Raw genomic sequence first — 23,532 nt, 5'->3', positions numbered from 1 at the left:
CATAACTGCCCCATGAACCTGCCCATCCCCTCAGACAGTGCCCTGAACGGCTTCCACCCTGCCGTCAGCGCCTGGTTCAGCAGCACCTTCCCAACGGTCACAGCCGCCCAGGCCCGGGCGTGGCCGCTGATCCGCCAGCACCGTTCGACCTTGATCGCCGCGCCCACCGGTTCGGGCAAGACGTTGACCGCGTTTCTCGCCGTGCTCGATGACCTGGTCCATCGCGGGCTGGAGAGCGGCGAAGGGTTGCCCGACGAAACGCTGGTGGTCTACGTGTCGCCGCTCAAGGCCCTGTCCAACGACATCCAGATCAACCTGCAAACCCCGCTGGCCGGCATCTCCGCGCAACTGCGCGCCATGGGTTTGCCCGAGCTGCGCATCAACACCGCCGTACGTACCGGTGACACGCCGCAAAAAGAGCGCTCGGCCATGCGCAAGACCGCGCCGCACATTCTGGTGACCACCCCGGAATCGCTATACGTGCTGCTCGGCTCCGATTCCGGCCGGCACATGCTCAAATCCACGCGCACGGTCATCGTCGACGAAATCCATGCGATCGCCGCCAGCAAACGCGGCAGTCACCTGGCCCTGAGCCTGGAACGTATGCAGGCGTTGAGTTCGACCCCGTTGATGCGCATCGGTCTGTCGGCCACGCAAAAACCCATCGAGGCGGTGTCACGCTTCCTGGTCGGACGCGACCGCCCCTGCGAGATCATCGACATCGGCCACGCCCGTCCCCGAGACCTGGCCATCGAAGTGCCGCCGGTGCCGTTGTCGGCGGTGATGGCCAATGACGTGTGGGAGCTGGTCTACGACCGCCTCGCCACGCTCGCCCGGGAGCACCGCACCACGCTGATATTCGTCAACACCCGGCGCCTGGCCGAACGCCTGAGCCGGCATCTGAGCGAGCGTCTGGGCAAACAGGCCGTCGCGGCCCACCACGGCAGCCTGGCCAAGGAGTTTCGCCTGGACGCCGAACAACGGCTCAAGCGCGGCGAACTGCAAGTGCTGATCGCCACCGCTTCGCTGGAATTGGGTATCGACATTGGCGACGTTGACCTGGTGTGCCAGATTGCGTCGCCACGGTCGATTGCAGGCTTTCTGCAACGGGTCGGCCGTTCCGGCCACCAGGTGGGTGGCACGCCCAAGGGCCGCTTGTTCGCCACCACCCGCGACGACCTGATCGAATGCACCGCCCTGCTCGACTGCGTGCGGCGTGGCGAGCTCGACATCCTGCACATTCCACTCGCGCCGCTGGATGTGCTGGCCCAGCAGATCATCGCCGAGGTCAGTTGCCAGGAATGGCACGAACAGGCGTTGCTGGACATGTTCCGGCAGGCTTCGCCCTACGCCGGACTCGATGACAAGCACTATCAGGCGCTGCTGCAAATGCTCGCCGAAGGCTACAACGGGCGCCAGGGTATCCGCAGCGCGTTCCTGCACCGCGACGCCGTGACCCGTACACTGCGCGCCCGTCGCGGCAGTCGGCTGACCGCCGTGACCAGCGGCGGCACGATCCCCGACAATGCCGACTACAGCGTGCTGCTCGAACCCCAGGGCCTGAACATTGGCAGCGTCAATGAAGATTTCGCCGTGGAAAGCATTGCTGGCGACGTCTTCCAGCTGGGCAACACCTCGTACCGCATCCTGCGGGTCGAGACGGGCAAGGTCAGGGTCGAGGACGCACAGGGTCAGCCACCGACCATTCCGTTCTGGCTCGGTGAAGCGCCGGGACGCAGTAGCGAGTTGTCGTTTGCCGTGGCGCGCCTGCAAGGGCACATCGATGAGTTGCTGAGCGCCACCCCCGGCAACTTGCAACCCACCGTCGACTGGCTGACCGGCACCCTCGGCCTGGACCTCGCCAGCGCCGAGCAATTGGTCGACTACCTGGCCCGGGCGCGCCTGACACTGGGTGCCCTGCCCTCGCAGGATACGCTCGTGATGGAGCGTTTTTTCGACGAGTCCGGTGGGACTCAATTGATCATCCACACGCCCTTCGGCAGCCGCGTCAACCGCGCGTGGGGCCTGGCCTTGCGCAAGCGCTTCTGCCGCACCTTCAACTTCGAACTGCAGGCCGCCGCCAGTGAAGATGCCATCGTGCTGTCACTGTCCACCAGCCACAGTTTTGAACTGGACGAAGTCTGGCGCTATCTGCACAGCAACAGCGCCCAACACCTGCTGATTCAAGCCGTGCTCGAGGCGCCACTGTTTGGTGTGCGTTGGCGTTGGAACGCCGGGGTCGCACTGGCGCTGCCGCGTTTTACCGGCGGGCGCAAGGTTGCGCCACAGATCCAGCGGATGAAAAGCGAAGACCTGATCGCCAGCGTATTTCCCGACCAGATCGCCTGCGTTGAAAACCTCGCTGGCGAGCGCGAGGTGCCCGAGCATCCTTTGGTGGAGCAGACTCTCGACGACTGTCTGCACGAAGCCATGGACTGCGAAGGCTGGCTCACGCTGTTGCGGCGCATGGAACGCGGCGAGATTCGACTGATCAGCCGCGATCTGCCGGCGCCCTCGCCACTGGCGGCAGAAATCCTCAGTGCACGGCCTTACACCTTTCTCGACGACGCACCGCTGGAAGAGCGGCGCACTCAAGCGGTGATCAACCGCCGCTGGACCGATGCGCAATCCACCGACGACCTCGGGGCCCTGGATGCCAAGGCGATTCAAGCGGTGTGCGACGAAGCCTGGCCGACACCGGCCAGTGTCGATGAAATGCACGAAACGCTGATGAGCCTGGCCTGCATCAGCGCAGTGGAGGCGCAGGCCAATCTCCAATGGCACGACTGGCTGGCCACCCTCGCGGAACGTGGTCGCGCCAGCCTTTTGCAATTGGATGACGGGCAATCGTTGTGGTTACCCGTGGAGCGGCTGACGTGCCTGCAAGCGATTTATCCACAGGCGATTCTAAGACCGCCGCTACAGGCGCTGCCGGGGTTCGATGAAGCCTGGGACGCAGACGACGCAGTGGTGGAAGTCATCCGCGCGCGGCTCGGTGCTTTTGGTCCGTTGCCGTTGCAGGCGATTGCCGATCCTCTGCAATTGCCATCGGCGCAAGTCGCCCAGGCATTGGCGCAACTGGAGCGCGAAGGTTATGTGCTGCGCGGATTTTTCACTCCGGGCGCGGACCAGGAACAATGGTGCGAGCGGCATCTGCTTGCCCGAATTCATCGTTACACGGTCAAGCGTCTGCGCCGTGAAATCGAACCGGTGGCGTTGCAGGACTTCATGCGTTTTCTGTTCGACTGGCAGCATGCGTCCGCGAGCGCTCAAGGCAAGGGCAGCGCGGTCTTGCCGGCGATTATCGGCCAGTTCGAAGGCTACCCCGCCGCTGCTTCAGCCTGGGACAGCGACATCCTGCCGGCGCGCATCAAAGACTATTCGCCGAGCTGGCTGGATGAGCTGTGCCGCAGCGGCAAACTGGTGTGGACGCGCCTGACCGCGCACAGCGCCAGCAGCGCCTTACGCAGCACTCCGATTGTGCTGCTGCCGCGCAGCCAGGTCGGGTTGTGGAGCGGCCTGACGGAACAAACGCCGGTGAGTGAACTGTCGCCTAAAGCGCAGAAGGTCTACGACGCCTTCAACCAGCACGGCGCACTGTTTTTCGATGAGCTGATGCATGAGGCCCATCTGCTGCGTACCGAGCTGGAAATCGCCTTGCAGGAACTGGTGGGTGCCGGGTTGGTGAATGCTGACAGTTTTGCCGGGTTGCGCGCCCTGATCACACCCGCCAGCAAACGCCAAACCCGCAGCAGTCGACGCGGACGGGGGGCATTCATCGGCGGCATGGACGATGCCGGGCGTTGGGCTTTACTGCGACGCGGGCCGACAGCCGGCGCGCGGGATAAAAACCAGCCCATCCCCAGTGACACTCTCGAACACATCGCCATGACCTTGCTTCGGCGTTACGGCGTGGTGTTTTGGCGTCTGCTGGAGCGCGAGGCGGATTGGCTGCCGAGTTGGCGTGAGTTGCTACGCACCTTTCATCGCCTGGAAGCCAGGGGCGAGATTCGCGGCGGACGGTTTGTCAGTGGCCTGGCCGGTGAGCAGTTCGCCTTGCCGGAGGCGATTCCCTTACTACGCGAAGTCCGCCGGCGTGGACATGACGGCAGTCTGATCGTGGTGTGCGGCGTTGACCCGCTGAACCTGGCTGGCACATTGCTGCCGGGGGCGAAAGTGCCAGCATTGGCAAGTAATCGGTTGGTGTACCGCGATGGGTTGCCGGTCGCGGCGGTGGTTGCCGGCAAGCCCGTTTATTGGGTGGAGGCAGATGTGGCGTTGCAGGACAAGCTGATCCGACCGTTTTGAGGGCCATGCCCGCTCCTACACAAGCCCCCTGTAGGAGCGAGTTTACTCGCGATGGTCGTCAATGATGACGCTGGCTGTCTGGAGCCCCGCGGTGTCCGGACCTTCATCGCGAGCGTGCTCGCTCCTACAGAGGGCGTTCGTACACTAAAAAACCCTGCCTAAGTCCTCGAAGGATCCGGCAACACCACCCCCGCACTCTCCTCCTGCACATCCTCCTGCGCCGCCTGCCGCTTCGGCATGAAAACCTGCTGTGGATAAGTCTGCGCGAAATGCACCGATGGGTTGTTATCCACAAGCTTTTTCAAGCGCTGGTTGAACGCCCGGCTCACTGCATATTGCCCGCCGGACACCGTGCGAAATTGCGCCGTCAGCACTACGCCGTTGAGGTCCATCTTGTCGACACCGAATACATCCAGCGGGCCTTGCAGGTTGTACTTGAGAAACGCGTCCTCGCGAATCGAATCCCCGGCCTCTCGGATAAGCGCGATGGCCTGGTCGACATCGGTGTCATAGGTGAACTGCACGGAGAAAAACGCAAAGGCGAATTGCCGCGACTGGTTGGTAACGGCCTTGATCTGGCCAAACGGCACGGAGTGGACAAAACCCTTGCCGTCACGCAGGCGCAAGGTACGGATGGTCAGGCCTTCGACCGTACCGGCGTGACCGGAATCGAGCACCACCCAATCACCCACCGACAGCGTGTCCTCGATGATGATAAACAGACCGGTGATCACGTCCTGCACCAGTTGTTGCGAACCAAAACCGATGGCCAGGCCGACCACACCGGCACCCGCCAGCAGCGGCGCGACATTGATGCCCAGATTGGCCATGGTGGTAATCGCGCAGATCACCACCAGAATGATTTTGATCGCGTTGCGCAGCAGCGGCAGGATGGTCTTGACCCGCGTGCTCGGCTGTCGCGCCGAGCGCTTGTTGACCGGTGGTTTCAAGGCTTCCTGGATCGCCGTGTCGAGCACCACCCACAGCAGCCAGGTCACCAGCAGGATCAGGCCGATGCTGCTCAGCGAATCACTGATCGCCCGTCCCACTGAGTTGCGCTCGGCGAATTCAAACAGCGAGACACCCCAGATGCGTCCGAGAATTTCGATGAACGCCACGGCCATGACGATCCGCAGCAAGGCATGCAGCAAACTGAGAAAACGTTCCTTGTAGGCGCTGCTGCGCTGGATCGCTTCGGCTTTGCGGGATTTGAACAGGTGTTGGAACACCGTGCTGAGGAACACGGTGGCGATCAGCAAGATGGTCGTGAACAGCGCGCAGCGCAGGGCTTTTTGATTGTCTTCGCCAACACCGATCAGGTTGATCACCGAGACCAGCACCATCAGCAGGATCGGCAGATACCAGAGTCCGGAAAATATTCGCAGTGACTCCTGCAATGAGGGCTGTTTCAAGCGCTGCGCCAGCGAGCGGTTACGAATCAGGTGTGCCACCGGCCGGCGCAGGCGAATCACCAGCAGTCCGAAGATGACCGAGGCGAACAGGCCGGTGAACACCGCAATACTGCTGGTGAGATTGCCACCGATTTGCCGGGCGATTTGCGGGCTGGTCAAGGCATCGCTGAGGGCAGCGAGGAAGCCGATGAGGAACAGCGGTCTGGGGCAGTAATCACGGATAATCTGCACGGCCGGGCGCTTGTGGCCAGTCTTGAACAACACCACCACGCACAAGAACATCGACGTAGAGAAAATGCCGCTGCTGGTGGCGTAGGCAAAACACAGCGCCAGCGCCCTGCCTACCGAGACGGGCATGAAATGACTGGCATAGAGGGTCAACGGCAGGCAGACCAGCGCGGGTAACGTGTACGGCAACACGTAGCCAAGCAGATCCTGCGCACGATGACGCTCGCGCAGCCAACGTCCCTGACTCAAGCGCCGCGCCAGCAAGCCGCCGAGCACCGTGAGCAAGGCGAACACGCCGAGCCAAACACCGGACAAGAGCATGAAGTCGCCCGCCACGCTCATGGGTGATCGCGACGACGGCTGGTTCACCAGCTTACCGACCTCGTCCGCCGCCCGGTCCGCGCGCAGGCGCCAGGCGTCGACCAGGTTTTCGTTGAGGTCGAGTTTGTCCTGCACGTCATCGATGCTGGAACTGATGGCGCCCAGCAGGCCACCCTGGACCAGCGGCTCGGGTTTCGCCGGTTCCTCGGCAGCTGCGGGAACGCCCGGCAGCGCAGCGGCTTGCAACCCGTTGCTGCCCAAACACAGCAACGCCCCCAGTAACATCATGATCCTGAACTTGAGCAAAACGGAGAGCTCCTCGACAAGGGTCTGTAAGGAACTGATCAGCATTTGCCCGGCAAGTTCGGTTTTTGCTAAGCAGCCTGTAGGAGCGAGCATGCTCGCGATGGTCTTGAACGATGACGCTGGCGGCCTGATGCCCCGCGGTGATCTTGCGTCCATCGCGAGCATGCTCGCTCCTACAGGTCATGCGTCACTCGCTCGAAACTTTCGCCGCCCTCGCGCAGTCAGCCTGTAATTGGGGCACTCGGACAGGAGGCGACATGGCGGCGATTCACATCGGAATTTCAGGCTGGCGTTATACGCCCTGGCGGGGGGATTTCTACCCAAAGGGGCTTACCCAGAAGCGTGAATTGCAGTTCGCCTCACGGGCCGTCAACAGTATCGAGATCAATGGATCGTTTTACGCCCTGCAACGCCCGGAGCGTTATGCCCAGTGGTATGACGAAACTCCGCGAGGCTTCATCTTCAGCGTCAAGGCCCCACGTTTCATCACGCACATCAAGCGTCTGCGTGACATCCACCTGCCCCTGGCCAACTTCTTCGCCTCCGGGGTACTGGAGCTCAAGGAAAAACTCGGCCCGTTCCTTTGGCAGTTTCCACCCAACTTCAAGTTCGACCCCGAACTGTTTGAGCATTTTCTTGAACAACTGCCCCGCGACACCTCCGAGGCTGCGGCCCTCGCCCGCCAGCATGACGACCACCTGCACGGCCAGGCCAGCACCCGGGCGTACAGGAAGAAGCCGCTACGCCATGCCGTGGAGATCCGCAACGACAGCTTCATCGACCCACAGTTCGTACGCTTGCTCAAGCGCTACAACGTCGCCCTGGTGGTCGCCGACACGGCCGGCAAATGGCCTCACCGTGAAGACATTACCAGCGACTTCGTCTATGTGCGCCTGCACGGAGCCGAGGAGCTCTATGCCAGTGGCTACACGCCAGAGGCCCTAAAACGCTGGGGCGATCGGATCGAGGCCTGGCACCACGGCCAGCAACCCTCGGACCCGCACCTGATCGCGCCCCGACAGAAACCAAAACCGCGCAAATCTCGCGACGTGTTCTGCTTTTTCGACAACGACGTCAAAGTGCATGCGCCTTACGACGCCCGCCATTTGCTCAAGCGGTTCGGCCTGGACAAGAACCTTGAGACCACGCCGGGCGAACCGGTGGCCGATGGGGTGCTTTCATGAGTGAATCCTTGCCGTTGAGCCCCCCCGTACAGGGAACGCCAACCCCGCCGCCGGTGCATCGTTTCACGGTGCTGACCGTGAACACGCACAAGGGCTTCACGGCGCTCAATCGGCGTTTCATTCTGCCTGAGTTGCGTGAGGCCGTGCGCAGCGTGTCGGCCGACGTGGTGTTCCTGCAGGAGGTCCACGGCGCCCACGAACATCACCCCCAGCGCTACAGCAATTGGCCGGCGATGCCGCAATACGAGTTCCTCGCCGACACGCTCTGGCCGCAGTTTGCCTACGGGCGCAATGCGGTGTACCCGGCAGGCGATCACGGCAATGCGCTGCTGTCGAAATTCCAGATCATCCAGCATGACAACCTCGACGTGTCCATCAGCGGCCACGAGAACCGCGGCCTGCTGCATTGCGTGTTGCGCCTGCCGGGCGATGGTCCGCAGGTGCATGCGATCTGCGTTCACCTGGGACTGCGCGAAACCCATCGCAACGAACAGCTGAAACTGCTGGCCCGACTTCTCGACAAATTGCCCGCCGATGCGCCGGTGATCGTCGCCGGTGACTTCAATGACTGGCGCCAGCGTGCCGACGCATTACTCAAGCCGTGCGGCCTGCGCGAAGTATTCGCCGAGCACCACGGCAAACCGGCACGCAGTTTCCCGGCGCGCTTGCCTGCTTTGCGCCTGGACCGCATCTATGTGCGCAACCTCAAGGCCAGCCGCCCGCAAGTATTGTCAACGCGCCCCTGGTCGCACCTTTCCGACCACGCCCCCCTTTCGGTGGAGATCGAGTTATGAGCAGCGCCCCGTTGGAAGAGACCCGCGTGGAGCATGTGGCCATGGAGCCGGGCGTCAGAGCCCCCGGCGTGGTCGATGTCGAGTACGGTTGGCAAGGCAACAACCTGGTGAGGCTGCTGGAAAATGGCGAAGCCTATTTTCCACGGGTGTTCGAGGCGATGCGTGAAGCCAAGACCGAAATCCTCCTGGAAACCTTCATCGTGTTCGAGGACAAGGTCGGACACGAACTGCAGCAAGTGCTGATCGAGGCGGCGCAACGCGGCGTGCGCGTCACCGCAAACTTCGATGGTTTCGGCTGCGGAGAGTTGACCACCGGCTACCTGACCGCGTTGAGCCAGGCCGGCGTACACATCCAGATGTTCGACCCCGCACCCAAGCACCTGGGCTTTCGCACCAACTGGTTCCGCCGCCTGCATCGCAAGATCGTGGTAGTGGACGGCACGATTGCATTCATCGGCGGCATCAACTTTTCCGCTGACCACCTCGCTGATTTCGGGCCGGAGGCCAAGCAGGATTACTCCGTCGAAATCCAGGGACCGGCCGTGGCGGATATTCATCATTTCGCCCTGTTGCAAAGCGGCCGGCCGGCGCGCGCCAAATACTGGTGGCAACGGCGCCGGCAGCGGCGCTCAGAGTTGGCGATCAGCGACCACGATGGCCAGGTACGCCTCGTCTATCGCGATAACGGCGATCACAACACCGACATCGAAGAGGTTTACCGGCAGGTGCTGCGCACGGCCCAGCGCCGGGTGGTGATTGCCAACGCGTACTTTTTCCCCGGATACCGTTTGCTGCGCGAAATCCGCAATGCCGCCCGACGGGGCGTTGAGGTACGCCTGATCCTGCAAGGCCAGCCGGACATGCTGGTGGCCAAACTGGCGGCGCGCATGACCTATGACTACCTACTCAAGGCCGGTGTGCAGATCCACGAATACTGTGAGCGCCCGCTGCACGGCAAAGTCGCGCTGGTCGACGAGGATTGGGCCACCGTCGGTTCGAGCAACCTCGACCCGCTGAGCCTGTCGATGAACCTGGAAGCCAACGTGCTGATCCGTGATCGTGTGTTCAACCAGGAATTGTTCGATCGCCTGGAAATCCTCAGTGAAAACCATTGCAAAGCCATGGATCCGGACAAGGCGCCGCGCGGACGAATCTGGCACATGACCGTGGGTTTCCTGGTGTTTCACTTCCTTCGCCATTTCCCGTCCTGGGCGGGGTGGCTGCCGGCGCACAAGCCACGTTTGAAACTGTTTACTCACGCCACCGGGGGCGATCGCCATGGAACGCACTGATACTCAATCGCCCACGCGCACTGACGGCCAACATTCATCACGCTGGGCCAAGTGGAAAAAACCGCTGACGATGTTGTTCTTTCTGGCGCTGATCGTGCTGTTGACGATGCTGGCCCAGCGCATCGAATGGAACGAGGTGTTCGACACCCTCGCCGACTTCAAGGTGCGCACCCTGGTCATCGCTGCCGGTCTGACTCTGCTGAGTTTCCTGACCTACGCCAGCTATGACCTGATCGGCCGCACCTACATCCGACAGGACCTGACCTGGAAGCAGATCCTGCCCGTGGGCATCATCAGCTACGCCTTCAACCTCAACCTCAGTGCCTGGGTCGGCGGCATCGCTATGCGTTTTCGCCTGTACTCGCGGCTTGGCGTGAGCAAGGGCAACATCGCGAAGATCCTCGGGCTTAGCCTGACGACAAACTGGTTCGGCTACATGCTCATCGCCGGTGCGGTGTTCAGCAGCGGCTTGGTACGCATGCCGCCAGGCTGGAAACTCAGCAGCGATGCATTGCAGGGTGTGGGCTTTTTACTGTTGCTGGTGAGCGCGGGTTATCTGGCCGCATGCCGGTTTTCCAAGCGGCGGGAGTGGTCGATACGCGGCGTGGAGATCAACCTGCCATCGGTGCGCATGGCGATTCTGCAATTGGCGTTGGGAGCGCTCAACTGGTCGCTGATGGCGGCGGTGATCTTTACTCTGCTGCCGAGCAAACTGGATTACCCATTGGTGCTCGGGGTGTTGTTGATCAGTGCAATCGCCGGGGTCATTACGCACATTCCGGCGGGGCTTGGGGTGCTGGAGGCGGTGTTTGTCGCGCTGCTGCAACACGAAGCCTCGCGTGGCAGTCTGGTAGCGGGTTTGCTGGCGTATCGGGCGATTTACTTCATCCTGCCGTTGTTGATTACGTTGGTGATGTATCTGGTGGTGGAGGCCAAGGCGAAGTCGTTGCGCATTGCCAAGAAGCCTCAGTAATGGGTGTGACGGCAAGGACGCCTTCGCGGGCAAGCCCGCTCCCACAAGGTTCTTCGGCGTTCCACAAATACAAGAACACTGGAGAACACTGTGGGAGCGGGCTTGCCCGCGAAGGCGCCAGTAAGGCCACCCCATCACTTCGACTGAATGATGCTCAACCGCTCCCCCACCACCATCTCGGTAATCCAGTCCACCAGGATCGAGGTGTAGGCCTGCTGAGAAACCGGTTCGCTCAGCGCATGGTCGGCGCCGTCGATGATCCGGTGGGTCAACGAATGCGTCTGCTGGCACGCCGCGCGGTAACTCATGATTGTCGCGTGAGGCACGAAATCGTCGGTTTCGGATTCAACCAGTAAAACGTCCCCGGTGAACTGCGAACAGGCGTGCAATGCGCGGTTGCTGTCGGCGCGGACCAGGGTGCTGCGGTAATCACGCAGATCCTGTTTGTCCAGTTCACGCTTGGGCGTATGCCACTGCTCGTCGCGGTACAGCGCCGGCACCCGCAGCGCCAACCAGCGCACCGGACGCAATGACGTCAGGATCGACGCCAGATAACCGCCGTAACTGGTACCGACCACGGCAATCGCTGAAGTGTCCAGCGCCGGGTGCGCGAGCAACCGATCATACGCCGCCAGAAGATCGCGCAGATTATCCTCACGGGTGACCCGCGTCAGTGGAATGCCGGTGCCGCCGGTGTGCCCGCGCAAATCGAAGGTCAGGCACACACAGCCCAGGCCGGCAATGCCCTTGGCCCGTTCAAGATCACGCTCCTGGCTGCCGCCCCAACCGTGCACGAACAACACGCCGGGTACCTTGGACTTGGGACTCAGAAACGTCCCGCTCATCTGTTCGTCATCGATGTCGATTTGAATGCTTTCGCTTCTAGCCGTCATAGGATTGGACCGTTACATATTTGAGTAGGAACTCACTGTTCTGGGCCGGCCCGCGGTACACCTCGATGGCGTCCGCCGGCAGCGCGGTGTCGGTGTAGGTTTCCACCGAGGACACACGGATCGCACGCATTTGCGGGTCATTGATGAAACTCTGCAACGCCGCCACTTCCGCGCTGCTGGCACCGCCCATGCGCCAGGATTGTTCGAGCACACCACTGCGGCGCCTGCCGTTGGTGTCCAGGCCCTGGGCGATGTCGTAATTGCGTCGCGAAGCATAGAACGCGGGATACGCTTGATCCGCAGCACAGTCGAACACCTGGGCCTGATGGATGGCCAGCCGCACGTCGTCGGGCAGCTTCAGTTCCAGTAAATCATCGTAATCACCGCGCACCACGATCAGGTTCGAACCGCCGTAGACCTCTTCGCCTTGAGCATCGCGGGTCAGGTATTGATCGCCGCAGTAGCTCAGCACGATGTCACCGAAAAAACTCTGCCCGACGCTATGAGTGACCACCTCAGACAGATCCTGCTCCAGCACCACGCCTTCAGTGAATAACGCCCGGGCCTCGGACCGAGTGAGGACCGCGTCGAACTCGTCCAGGCTCTTGATCACCTCTTGGCCACGTCCGGCGCAGGCATGAATGGGCTTCAGGCGAATCGGGCCGGCGTAGAGCAAGTGCTCCGCCGCTGATCGTGCATCGTCGAACGAAAACACGCTGAGCCCGTCGAGCACCACGCCGCGCACCCGCTCGGAAAACAACGGCGACCAACCCGGCGGGGCCAAGGCGTTCTTGTCGCGCAGGCCGTGGCTGATGGCCTTGGTGCAGATGAAATCATGTTCGACATAACCACCCCAGAGATCCTGGGGTCCCATGACCCCCAGTTGTCGGGCAATTGCAGCGCCCACCAGAGTCTGGGTCGGCAACAGGTAGAGGTCTCGCCCCTGATGGCGCTCGGGGTCGTAACTGCCGCCGTACTTGTAACCGAGGATCTGCGCCAGCCATCGAGCCAGTGCACGATTGGTCTCGACTTCGTGCTGTGGAGCATCGGGTCGCACGGAATGGGCGACTACCAGTTTCTTGCGGCTTGTTGGGGTCATGCGTCCCCCTTCAATCGGCGCTGGATGAATGTCATTGAAGGGGTGCAGAGATCAGGCCAATTGACCTTGTGAGGAAACGCCGTTGTAGATCAGGAGCTTTCGGGTGTGCTCCAGGACAGGCGCCGTTTTATTCTGCACGACGCCCCGTGCAAATTGCACGATTCTTGCCAGGTGCAATGCCCCCTGCAGGAGCGAGCTTGCTCGCGATTGCGTCGTGTCAGTCGGAAGATTTGCAGCTGACACACTGCTATCGCGAGCAAGCTCGCTCCTACAGTTCATCGGTTAGCGACTGCCAAACCTCGACCGGTAATCACTCGGCGCCAAGCCGGTGATTTTCCTGAATGTGGCGCGAAATGCACTGGGGTCCTGATAGCCCACGGTCCAGGCAATGTGGTCGATGGTGCCGTTAGTGAACTCAAGCATCTCCCGGGCCTTGCCGACCCGCAGGTGTTGGCAGTATTCGGTGGGTTTGAGGCCGGTGGCCGCACGGAAACGACGCAGGAACGTGCGCTCTTCCAACCCCGCCCGCTCGGCCATCGCCGTCAGCGAGACATCAGTGGCACCGGTGCTCTGCAACCAATGCTGAACCTTCAGAATCGAGGCATCGCCATGGCTGAGGATCGGTGCAAAGTTACTGCCGCACTCACTGGCACTGTCGCTGTGCTCCACCACCAGGAAACGCGCGGTAGCGGTGGCAATGCTTGGCCCCATCAGACGGTCGACCAGGCGCAGCCCCAACTCGGACCACGCCATCAAGCCAGCAGTAGTAATCAGGTCGCCATCGTCGACAATGGGTGTATCGGCTTTGAGTTTGATGTCGGGGTAACGCTCGGCGAAGGACTTGGCGGAAGTCCAATGAGTGGTGGCACTACGCCCGTCGAGCAAGCCGCTTTCGGCCAACAGAATCGAGCCCACACACACGCCGCCGATGGTCGCGCCCCGGGCGTGTTGCTGACAAATCCAGTCCAGTAACGCCTGGGACGCCTGACCTTCGGAAAATCCGGCAATCGACGGCGGAATGAGCAATGCCACCAAACCGTCATCTGCCGCTGGATGGCTGTCGTAGCCCCGCCGAGGCGCCTGGTGCTCGTCAACCTGCCAATGGCTGACCCTCAATAGCGGTAGCTGCGCCGCCTGTTGGTCGGCTGCAATCCGGTTGGCGACGCCAAACAGGTCCGTCAACCCATGCACCGCCGCCATCTGCGCGCCAGGGTAAATCAGCACACCGAGTTCGGCGACTGGCCTTTGTACGTCCATTGTCAGTTTTCCCCTTTCTATTGTCGGTGCCGCCAATCCTCGGAGGGTCGGCCCGAGCCGATACTTCATTCCACACCCAATCCGCACTTAGAGGAAACAGCCATGGCCAAGCAAGCACTCATCGTAGTCGATATCCAAAACGACTACTTCCCACAAGGCAAGTGGCCGCTGGCCGGAGCAGACGCGGCGGCAGACAACGCAGCACGATTGATCGAGACGTTTCGCAGTGTTGGCGATTCGGTGGTACACATCCGCCACGAATTTACGTCCCATGAGGCCCCCTTCTTCACCCCCGGCTCCGAAGGCGCCCAGTTGCACCCCAAAGTCCTCAATCGCACCGACGAACCCGTCGTGCTCAAGCACTTCGTCAACTCGTTCCGCGAAACTGAACTCAAATCGATCCTCGACGAGCAGGGCATCAAGGAGCTGGTAGTGGTCGGCAGCATGAGCCACATGTGCATCGACGGCATCACCCGCGCCGCCGCCGACATGGGTTATGCAGTTACCGTGATTCACGATGCCTGCGCCTCCCGGGACCTGGAGTTCAACGGTTTGACGGTACCCGCCTCGCACGTGCACGCCGCCTTCATGGCTGCGCTGGGTTTTGCCTATGCCAAGGTCGTGTCTACAGACGAGTTCATCGCGGCCTGAACCCACCGCCCATAAAAAAACCCGCACCCTCTGTCCAGGTGCGGGTTTTTGATTCAGCTTGCCGCTTGAAGCTTGCGGCTTATCGCTGCCTCAGAACGGAATATCGTCATCGAAGCTGTCGAAATCCGGAGCCGGTTGCGGGGCGGCCTGCTGAGGCGCAGGGCGCTGCTGCGGTGCCGACTGCTGCGGACGCGGAGCCTGCTGGCGTGGGGCCGATTGCTGGTAGTTGTTGCCACCGCCTTGTTGGTCGCCCTGTTGTGGACGGCCGCCCAGCAGTTGCATGGTGCCTTGCATGTCGACCACGATTTCGGTGGTGTAACGCTTGATGCCGTCTTTTTCCCACTCGCGGGTTTGCAACTTGCCTTCGATGTAGACCTGCGAACCCTTGCGCAGGTATTCGCCGGCGATTTCAGCCACCTTGCCGAACATCGAAACACGGTGCCATTCAGTCTTTTCGACTTTCTGGCCGGTTTGCTTGTCGGTCCACTGTTCGCTGGTCGCCAGACTCAGGTTGGTCACGGCGTTACCGTTAGGCAGGTAGCGAACTTCGGGATCCTGGCCGCAAGTGCCGACCAATATGACTTTGTTAACCCCACGGGCCATAACGTTCTCCTAGGCTTCGCACGCTGTCGCGGCCGGGTTGTTCACCAGACGCTCGAGGGTAGTGCGATCCAATAGTTCGGTGTCCAATTTGATGTAAATCGCCGCCTCATCTGCAACGATCACTGCATCTGTTACCCCTACAACGGCCATCAGGCGCTCGACCAGACCCGCTTCGCGGATCGCCTCGGGCGACAACGGCAAGCGCAGGCTCGTCACGTAGGGAGGTTCGCGCATGGTAACAGCAAAGGCCAGCCAGATGGCAGCCAGGGCGGCGCATCCAAGGAACACAACCGACAGACCGCCGTGCTGGAACATCCAGCCGCCGAGTATCCCGCCCAGTGCCGATCCGAGGAACTGACTGGTGGAATAAACGCCCATCGCCGTACCCTTGCCACCCGCTGGTGAAACCTTGCTGATCAGCGATGGCAGCGAAGCTTCCAGCAAATTGAACGCGGTAAAGAACACCACCGTCCCGATCACAAGGGCTCGCAGGCTATCGCCGAACTGCCAGAAGAATAGCTCAGTGAGCATCAGCGTCAGCACCGCGCCCAACAAAACTCGTTTCATTTTGCGTTTCTTCTCGCCATAGATGATGAACGGGATCATGGCGAAGAATGAAATCAACAGCGCAGTCAGGTAGACCCACCAGTGCTGCTCCTTGGGCAGCCCGGCTTTTTCGACCAGGGCCAGGGGCAATGCGACGAAGCTCGACATCAACATCGCGTGCAACACAAAGATGCCCAGGTCCAGTCGCAGCAGGTCCGGGTGCTTGAGCGTCGGTATCAAGGCCTGGCGCGCGACGCCGGACTCCCGGTGCTGCAACGGCCCACTGGCGCGCGGCACCATGAACGCGACGATCAGAATGCCCACCAGGGCCATGCCGCCGGTGGCGAGAAAAAGTCCGGACAAGCCGAATGCGCGGGTCAGCAACGGACCGACCACCATCGCGACGGCGAACGACAGGCCGATCGTCATCCCGATCATGGCCATGGCCTTGGTACGATGCTGTTCTCGGGTCAGGTCGGACAGCAGCGCCATCACGGCAGCGGAAATCGCCCCGGCACCCTGCAGGATGCGACCGGCGATCACGCCCCAGATCGAGTCGGCACTGGCGGCCAGCACGCTGCCCAGGGCAAAGACGATCAGGCCCAGGTAAATCACCGGGCGGCGACCGATGCGGTCGGATATGACCCCGAAAGGAATCTGAAAAATCGCCTGGGTCAGGCCGTAAGCGCCAATCGCCAGCCCGATAAGGGCCGGGGTCGCTCCCGCCAGATCCATGCCATAGGTCGCCAATACCGGCAACACCATGAACATGCCAAGCATACGGAAGGCGAACACGAGGGCCAGACCGCTTGCCGCGCGGGTCTCACTGCCACTCATGCGTTCGCTGTGGGGATCGTGCATGGAAAAACCTCGTGTGAACCGGCCGCGATTCTACCAGTCCCATCGAATGACAGGGTAAATCGCGACGCTTTGACGCGTTCCGCTGACAGACTCTTCATGAACGCGCATTATCCACTCGCTCCATAGTGTTTATCCATCCAGTATTTGCCCGTATACTCCACGTTTTCGACGCCCGCCGAGCGAGGCCACTTTGGACAAGATCCTGATTCGTGGGGCCCGAACCCACAACCTGAAGAACATCGACCTGACCCTGCCACGGGACAAACTGATCGTCATCACCGGCCTGTCCGGGTCCGGCAAGTCTTCCCTGGCATTCGACACGCTGTATGCCGAAGGCCAGCGCCGCTACGTCGAGTCGCTGTCGGCCTATGCCCGGCAGTTTTTGTCGATGATGGAAAAACCCGACGTTGACACCATCGAAGGCCTGTCACCGGCCATCTCCATCGAACAGAAGTCGACCTCGCACAACCCGCGCTCGACCGTCGGCACCATCACCGAAATTTACGACTACCTGCGCCTGCTCTATGCGCGGGTGGGCATTCCGCGTTGCCCGGACCACGATATTCCGCTCGAAGCGCAAACCGTCAGCCAAATGGTCGACCTGGTGCTCGCCCAGCCGGAAGGTAGCAAGCTGATGCTGCTGGCCCCGGTGATTCGCGAGCGTAAAGGCGAACACATGTCGGTCTTCGAAGAGCTGCGCGCCCAGGGTTTCGTGCGTGCCCGGATCAACGGTAAGCTTTACGAGCTGGACGAAGCGCCAAAGCTCGACAAGCAGAAAAAACACACCATCGACGTGGTGGTCGACCGCTTCAAGGTCCGCGCCGACCTGCAGCAACGCCTGGCCGAATCCTTCGAGACGGCGCTGAAACTGGCGGACGGCATCGCACTGGTGGCACCGATGGATGACGAACCGGGCGAGGAGATCATCTTTTCCGCACGTTTCGCCTGCCCGATCTGCGGCCATGCCATCAGCGAGCTGGAACCCAAGCTGTTCTCCTTCAACAACCCGGCCGGCGCCTGCCCGACATGCGATGGTCTGGGGGTGAAGCAATTCTTCGACATCAAGCGACTGGTCAATGGTGATTTGACCCTGGCTGAAGGCGCTATTCGCGGCTGGGACAGGCGTAACGTTTACTATTTCCAGATGCTCGGCTCGCTGGCTTCACACTACAAGTTCAGCCTGGAAGTGCCGTTCAACGAACTGCCGGCCGAGCAACAGAAAGTCATCCTCCACGGCAGCGGCTCGCAAAGCGTCGACTTCAAGTACCTGAACGACCGTGGCGACATCGTCAAACGCTCGCACCCGTTCGAAGGCATCGTTCCCAACCTGGAACGTCGCTACCGAGAAACCGAGTCGGCTTCCGTGCGCGAGGAACTGGCGAAGTTCCTCAGCACCCAGCCTTGCCCGGATTGCCGTGGCACCCGCCTGCGTCGCGAGGCGCGGCATGTATGGGTTGGCGAGAAGAACCTGCCGGCGGTCACCAATCTGCCAATCGGTGATGCCTGCGACTACTTCGGCGTACTGAAGCTCAGCGGGCGCCGTGGCGAGATTGCCGACAAGATCCTCAAGGAAATCCGCGAGCGCCTGCAATTCCTGGTCAACGTCGGCTTGGACTACCTGTCCCTGGACCGCAGCGCGGACACCCTGTCGGGCGGTGAAGCCCAGCGCATTCGCCTGGCGAGCCAGATAGGCGCCGGGCTTGTGGGTGTGTTGTACATCCTCGATGAACCATCGATCGGCCTGCATCAGCGCGACAACGACCGTTTGCTCGGTACGCTCAAGCACCTGCGCGACATCGGCAACACGGTGATCGTGGTCGAGCACGATGAAGATGCCATCCGCCTGGCGGACTATGTCGTGGATATCGGCCCGGGCGCTGGCGTACATGGCGGCAACATCGTTGCCGAAGGTACACCGAAGGAAGTGATGGCCCACCCGGATTCGCTGACGGGCAAGTACCTCTCGGGCCGGGTGAAAATCGAAGTACCGGCCAAGCGCACGCCGCGCAACAAGAAGCTGTCGCTTTCTCTGAAAGGGGCTCGCGGCAACAACTTGCGTAACGTCGACCTGGATATCCCGATTGGCCTGCTGACCTGCGTTACCGGGGTTTCCGGCTCCGGCAAGTCAACGTTGATCAACAACACGTTGTTCCCGTTGAGCGCCACCGCCCTTAACGGCGCCACCACGCTTGAAGCGGCCGCGCACGACAGCATCAAAGGACTGGAGCACCTGGACAAGGTCGTCGACATCGACCAAAGCCCAATCGGCCGCACGCCGCGCTCCAACCCGGCGACCTACACCGGGCTGTTCACACCGATTCGCGAGCTGTTCGCCGGGGTTCCGGAGTCCCGTTCGCGTGGTTACGGCCCGGGGCGCTTCTCCTTCAACGTCAAGGGGGGGCGCTGCGAAGCTTGTCAGGGAGATGGCCTGATCAAGGTTGAGATGCACTTCCTGCCGGACATCTACGTTCCGTGTGATGTCTGCAAGAGCAAGCGTTACAACCGCGAAACGCTGGAGATCAAATACAAAGGCAAGAGCATTCACGAAACCCTCGAGATGACCATCGAGGAAGCGCGGGAGTTCTTCGATGCCGTCCCTGCCCTGGCGCGCAAGCTCCAGACGCTGATGGACGTCGGCCTGTCGTACATCAAGCTGGGGCAGTCAGCGACCACGCTGTCCGGTGGTGAAGCGCAGCGAGTGAAGCTGTCCCGCGAGCTGTCCAAGCGCGATACCGGCAAGACCCTGTACATCCTCGACGAGCCGACCACCGGTTTGCACTTCGCGGATATTCAGCAACTGCTGGACGTGCTGCACCGTTTGCGCGACCACGGCAACACGGTGGTGGTAATCGAGCACAACCTGGACGTGATCAAGACCGCCGATTGGCTGGTGGACCTCGGGCCGGAAGGTGGTTCCAAAGGGGGGCAGATCATCGCCGTGGGTACCCCGGAAGAGGTTGCCGAGATGAAGCAGTCACACACCGGTTTCTACCTCAAGCCGTTGCTGGAACGCGACAGGGCTTAAGTCCTGCGCATGAAAAAGCCCCTGTCACGTTATCGGTGACAGGGGCTTTTTTGTAGCCGCTGCAAATCAGGCGTGGGATTGCAGGTAGTTCTCGATACCGATGAGTTTGATCAGGCCCAACTGCTTTTCCAGCCAGTAGGTGTGATCTTCTTCGGTATCGTTCAATTGAACGCGCAGGATCTCGCGGCTGACATAGTCCTGGTGCTTTTCGCACAACTCGATGCCTTTGCAGAGTGCAGCGCGGACTTTGTATTCCAGTTGCAGGTCCGCAGCAAGCATGTCGGACACCGTCACTCCAACGATTACATCATCCGGACGCATACGTGGCGTGCCTTCGAGCATCAGAATGCGGCGCATCAGGGCGTCAGCGTGGCCGGCTTCCTCTTCCATCTCATGGTTGATTCGCTCGTAGAGCTTGGTGAAACCCCAGTCTTCATACATGCGCGAATGAACGAAATATTGGTCACGCGCTGCCAGTTCTCCGGTCAGCAACGTGTTGAGGTAATCGATTACGTCTGGGTGGCCTTGCATCGCCCTACATCTCCCTGCTTGAAAGTCTGTAGTTTGAACCAACCTGACCGGGAGGTCACTCACTTGACGCAACAAAAGCGAAGATATTCTGAGAAAAGCAGCTGAAATAACGCAAAAACCGCCCGAATGAGGGCGGTTCTGCTTCTCGTTTAGACTTCGTTAAGCTGTACACCCAACGCCTTCGCGATTGCTTCTCCATACGCCGGGTCGGCTTTGTAGAAATGCTGCAATTGGCGGTCTACCACATCCCCGGACACACCACCCATGGCGCCGGCGATGTTGTTGACCAGCAGGGATTTCTGCTCATCACTCATCAGGCGGAAAAGCGCACCGGCGTGGCTGTAGTAGTCGGTGTCTTCGCGGTGATCGTAGCGATCAGCCACGTCACTCAATTTCAGTGCTGGTTCGGCATAACGAGGCGCTTGCTTCGGCGATTCTACGTAGCTGTTCGGCTCGTAGTTCGGTGCGGCGCCGCCATTGCTGCCAAACGCCATCGAACCATCACGTTGATAGCTGTTGACCGGGCTACGCGGTGCATTCACTGGCAACTGCTGGTGATTGGTACCGACACGGTAGCGGTGCGCATCCGCATAGGCGAATACCCGACCTTGCAACATGCGATCCGGCGACAAGCCTACACCCGGCACCATGTTGCTCGGCCCGAACGCCGCCTGTTCAACCTCGGCGAAGTAGTTCAGCGGGTTGCGGTTAAGCTCCAGTTCGCCGACTTCAATCAGCGGAAACTCTTTCTGCGACCAGGTCTTGGTCACGTCGAACGGGTTTTCGTAGTGCCCTTCAGCCTGGGCTTCGGTCATGACCTGGATGCAGACACTCCATTTAGGAAAGTCGCCACGCTCGATCGCTTCGAACAGATCACGCTGTGCGTAATCTGGATCGGTACCGGCCAGCCGAGCAGCCTCTGCCGGCGCCAGGTTCTTGATCCCCTGCTTGGTCTTGTAGTGCCACTTCACCCACCGGCGCTCGCCGCTGGCATTGATCAGGCTATAAGTGTGACTCCCGAAGCCGTGCATGTGACGGTAGCCGTCAGGGATGCCGCGATCCGAAAACAGAATAGTGACCTGGTGCAGCGCCTCAGGAGAGTGCGACCAGAAATCCCACATGACCTGAGCACTTTTCAGATTGCTCTGCGGCAGACGTTTCTGGGTGTGGATAAAGTCCGGAAATTTGAGGGGGTCACGGATGAAGAACACGGGCGTATTGTTGCCCACGATGTCCCAGTTACCTTCCTCAGTGTAGAACTTCAACGCGAAGCCCCGTGGATCTCGCTCGGTATCAGCCGAGCCGCGCTCGCCGCCAACGGTAGAAAAACGCAGGAAGGTTGGAGTTTGCTTACCCACCGATTCAAACAGTTTGGCGCTGGTGTATTCAGTGATGTCGCGCGTCACCGTGAACGTACCGTAGGCGCCCGAACCCTTTGCGTGCACACGGCGCTCAGGAATGTTTTCCCGGTTGAAGTGGGCCAGTTTTTCCAGCAAGTGGAAGTCGTCGAGAAGCAGCGGACCGCGAGGGCCGGCGGAGCGAGAATTCTGGTTATCAGCGACAGGAGCGCCACTGGCGGTGGTGAGTATTTTATTTTGGCTCATGCGATCTCTTCCTCTTCGGTCTGCCGGCTAATCGGCTTGGTGGAGAGTATTGACCACAAATGTTACACGTACAAATTCATTAACTTTTGATATTCGATAGAAATATCTAATCCATCACTTCAGACGCAAAACTTTTTGAGCGCCAACAAAAAACCGGGCACAAGGCCCGGTTTTTCGTTTCAGACTGACGTCTTACTCAGCGGATACAGCTTCACCGCCGACAGCACGATCAACCAACTCGACGTACGCCATAGGCGCATTGTCGCCAGCGCGGAAACCGCACTTGAGGATGCGCAGGTAGCCACCCTCACGGGTAGCGTAACGCTTGCCCAGGTCGTTGAAGAGCTTACCAACGATAGCTTTCGAACGAGTACGGTCGAAAGCCAGACGACGGTTAGCAACGCTGTCTGTCTTGGCCAGAGTGATCAGCGGCTCGGCAACGCGGCGCAGTTCTTTGGCTTTTGGCAGAGTAGTTTTGATCAGCTCGTGCTCGAACAGCGACACCGCCATGTTTTGGAACATGGCCTTGCGGTGCGAGCTGGTGCGGCTCAGGTGACGACCACTTTTACGATGACGCATGGTTCATTCCTTACCAAACACAACGTTCGGTGATTACGACGATCAGGCAGTCGCCTTGTCGTCCTTCTTAAGACTTGCAGGCGGCCAGTTGTCGAGGCGCATGCCGAGGGACAGACCGCGGGAGGCCAGAACGTCCTTGATTTCAGTCAAGGATTTCTTGCCCAGGTTCGGAGTCTTCAACAGCTCTACTTCGGTGCGCTGAATCAGGTCGCCGATGTAGTAGATGTTTTCCGCCTTAAGGCAGTTAGCCGAACGTACAGTCAGTTCCAGATCGTCAACCGGGCGAAGCAGGATCGGATCGATCTCGTCTTCCTGCTCGACAACCACTGGTTCACTGTCACCTTTGAGGTCGACGAACGCAGCCAACTGCTGTTGCAGGATGGTTGCAGCACGGCGGATAGCCTCTTCAGGATCCAGGGTACCGTTGGTTTCCAGATCAATAACCAGCTTGTCCAGGTTAGTACGCTGTTCGACACGGGCGTTTTCCACCACGTATGCGATACGGCGAACCGGGCTGAACGAAGAGTCGAGCTGCAAGCGACCAATGCTGCGGCTTTCGTCTTCATCGCTCTGACGCGAGTCTGCCGGTTCATAACCACGACCACGAGCTACGGTGAGCTTCATGTTCAGGGCGCCGTTAGACGCCAGGTTAGCGATTACGTGATCGGGGTTAACGATCTCGACATCATGATCCAGCTGAATATCGGCAGCGGTAACCACCCCCGAACCCTTCTTCGACAAGGTCAGCGTAACTTCGTCACGACCGTGCAGCTTGATAGCCAGACCTTTAAGGTTCAACAGGATTTCAATTACGTCTTCCTGTACGCCTTCGATGGCGCTGTACTCGTGGAGTACACCGTCAATCTCGGCCTCGACTACTGCACAGCCGGGCATTGAGGACAACAGGATGCGGCGCAGCGCGTTGCCCAGGGTGTGGCCGAAACCACGCTCGAGAGGCTCGAGCGTGATCTTGGCGCGGGTTGGACTGACAACCTGCACATCAATATGGCGTGGTGCCAGGAACTCATTTACCGAAATCTGCATGGATGCACCTATTTTCTAGCC

At 60.5% G+C, this 23,532-nt stretch carries 17 protein-coding genes; 7 read left to right on the top strand and 10 right to left on the bottom strand.

Going from position 1 to position 23,532, the window contains the following annotated elements; genetic code table 11:
- Nucleotides 1-12 precede the first annotated feature (12 nt).
- Nucleotides 13-4,308, top strand: coding sequence for a DEAD/DEAH box helicase (locus AB4O36_RS29170; protein ID WP_460140830.1), 4,296 nt, complete (start codon nt 13-15; stop codon nt 4,306-4,308).
- Between the two features lie 158 nt (nt 4,309-4,466).
- On the opposite strand, the gene AB4O36_RS29165 is transcribed toward AB4O36_RS29170, so the two are convergent.
- Nucleotides 4,467-6,575, bottom strand: a complete 2,109-nt coding sequence (locus tag AB4O36_RS29165) for a mechanosensitive ion channel family protein (protein WP_460140829.1) — start codon at nt 6,573-6,575, stop codon at nt 4,467-4,469.
- Nucleotides 6,576-6,832: 257 nt separating this feature from the next.
- Between AB4O36_RS29165 and AB4O36_RS29160 the strand changes: the two genes are divergently transcribed.
- The 4 genes from AB4O36_RS29160 to AB4O36_RS29145 are packed head-to-tail and all read left to right on the top strand — an operon-like array spanning nt 6,833 to nt 10,818.
- Complete coding sequence (locus tag AB4O36_RS29160; protein ID WP_460140828.1) at nt 6,833-7,759, top strand: DUF72 domain-containing protein; 927 nt, start codon at nt 6,833-6,835, stop codon at nt 7,757-7,759.
- Complete coding sequence (locus AB4O36_RS29155; protein WP_460140827.1) at nt 7,756-8,553, top strand: endonuclease/exonuclease/phosphatase family protein; 798 nt, start codon at nt 7,756-7,758, stop codon at nt 8,551-8,553. The genes AB4O36_RS29160 and AB4O36_RS29155 overlap by 4 nt, the downstream gene beginning before the upstream one ends.
- Entirely contained in the window at nt 8,550-9,845 is a 1,296-nt protein-coding gene (gene clsB / locus AB4O36_RS29150; protein ID WP_460140826.1) for a cardiolipin synthase ClsB, read from the top strand. Before AB4O36_RS29155 ends, clsB begins: the two co-directional genes overlap by 4 nt.
- On the top strand, nt 9,832-10,818 hold the full coding sequence (locus tag AB4O36_RS29145; RefSeq protein ID WP_460140825.1) for a lysylphosphatidylglycerol synthase domain-containing protein: 987 nt from the start codon (nt 9,832-9,834) through the stop codon (nt 10,816-10,818). Before clsB ends, AB4O36_RS29145 begins: the two co-directional genes overlap by 14 nt.
- A 134-nt stretch (nt 10,819-10,952) precedes the next feature.
- On the opposite strand, the gene AB4O36_RS29140 is transcribed toward AB4O36_RS29145, so the two are convergent.
- The 3 genes from AB4O36_RS29140 to AB4O36_RS29130 form a co-directional block, all read right to left on the bottom strand.
- A complete protein-coding gene (locus AB4O36_RS29140) occupies nt 10,953-11,711 on the bottom strand; it encodes an alpha/beta hydrolase family protein (protein ID WP_460120443.1) in 759 nt (252 codons plus the stop codon).
- The gene (locus AB4O36_RS29135; RefSeq protein WP_460140824.1) at nt 11,701-12,810 is read right to left on the bottom strand and encodes a DUF3182 family protein; all 1,110 of its coding nucleotides are present in this window, start codon (nt 12,808-12,810) and stop codon (nt 11,701-11,703) included. Before AB4O36_RS29135 ends, AB4O36_RS29140 begins: the two co-directional genes overlap by 11 nt.
- Nucleotides 12,811-13,092: 282 nt before the next feature.
- Nucleotides 13,093-14,067: a GlxA family transcriptional regulator gene (locus tag AB4O36_RS29130; RefSeq protein ID WP_460140823.1), complete on the bottom strand. Its 975-nt coding sequence runs from the start codon at nt 14,065-14,067 to the stop codon at nt 13,093-13,095.
- Between the two features lie 102 nt (nt 14,068-14,169).
- On the opposite strand from AB4O36_RS29130, the gene AB4O36_RS29125 reads away from it, so the two are divergent.
- Entirely contained in the window at nt 14,170-14,718 is a 549-nt protein-coding gene (locus AB4O36_RS29125; RefSeq protein WP_460140822.1) for a cysteine hydrolase family protein, read from the top strand.
- A 90-nt stretch (nt 14,719-14,808) separates the two neighbouring features.
- Here AB4O36_RS29125 and AB4O36_RS29120 read toward each other — a convergent pair whose 3' ends face one another.
- Both AB4O36_RS29120 and AB4O36_RS29115 read right to left on the bottom strand, forming a co-directional pair.
- Entirely contained in the window at nt 14,809-15,321 is a 513-nt protein-coding gene (locus tag AB4O36_RS29120; RefSeq protein ID WP_110965122.1) for a single-stranded DNA-binding protein, read from the bottom strand.
- A gap of 9 nt (nt 15,322-15,330) precedes the next feature.
- Entirely contained in the window at nt 15,331-16,728 is a 1,398-nt protein-coding gene (locus AB4O36_RS29115; RefSeq protein ID WP_460120435.1) for an MFS transporter, read from the bottom strand.
- 190 nt (nt 16,729-16,918) lie between these two features.
- Here AB4O36_RS29115 and uvrA point away from each other — a divergent pair, with 190 nt between their 5' ends.
- Nucleotides 16,919-19,753, top strand: a complete 2,835-nt coding sequence (gene uvrA, locus AB4O36_RS29110) for an excinuclease ABC subunit UvrA (RefSeq protein WP_460140821.1) — start codon at nt 16,919-16,921, stop codon at nt 19,751-19,753.
- Between the two features lie 66 nt (nt 19,754-19,819).
- Here uvrA and bfr read toward each other — a convergent pair whose 3' ends face one another.
- The 4 genes from bfr to AB4O36_RS29090 form a co-directional block, all read right to left on the bottom strand.
- Nucleotides 19,820-20,284, bottom strand: coding sequence for a bacterioferritin (bfr, locus tag AB4O36_RS29105; protein WP_460120430.1), 465 nt, complete (start codon nt 20,282-20,284; stop codon nt 19,820-19,822).
- 149 nt (nt 20,285-20,433) lie between these two features.
- Entirely contained in the window at nt 20,434-21,888 is a 1,455-nt protein-coding gene (locus tag AB4O36_RS29100; RefSeq protein WP_460140820.1) for a catalase, read from the bottom strand.
- A gap of 192 nt (nt 21,889-22,080) precedes the next feature.
- Nucleotides 22,081-22,467, bottom strand: a complete 387-nt coding sequence (gene rplQ / locus AB4O36_RS29095) for a 50S ribosomal protein L17 (RefSeq protein WP_007955635.1) — start codon at nt 22,465-22,467, stop codon at nt 22,081-22,083.
- A gap of 42 nt (nt 22,468-22,509) precedes the next feature.
- The gene (locus AB4O36_RS29090) at nt 22,510-23,511 is read right to left on the bottom strand and encodes a DNA-directed RNA polymerase subunit alpha (protein WP_460140819.1); all 1,002 of its coding nucleotides are present in this window, start codon (nt 23,509-23,511) and stop codon (nt 22,510-22,512) included.
- Nucleotides 23,512-23,532: the final 21 nt, after the last annotated feature.

Source organism: Pseudomonas sp. S2_E01 (genome assembly GCF_054668365.1).
Note: the sequence above shows the minus strand (reverse complement) of the source record. Positions and strands in the feature narration are given on the sequence as shown.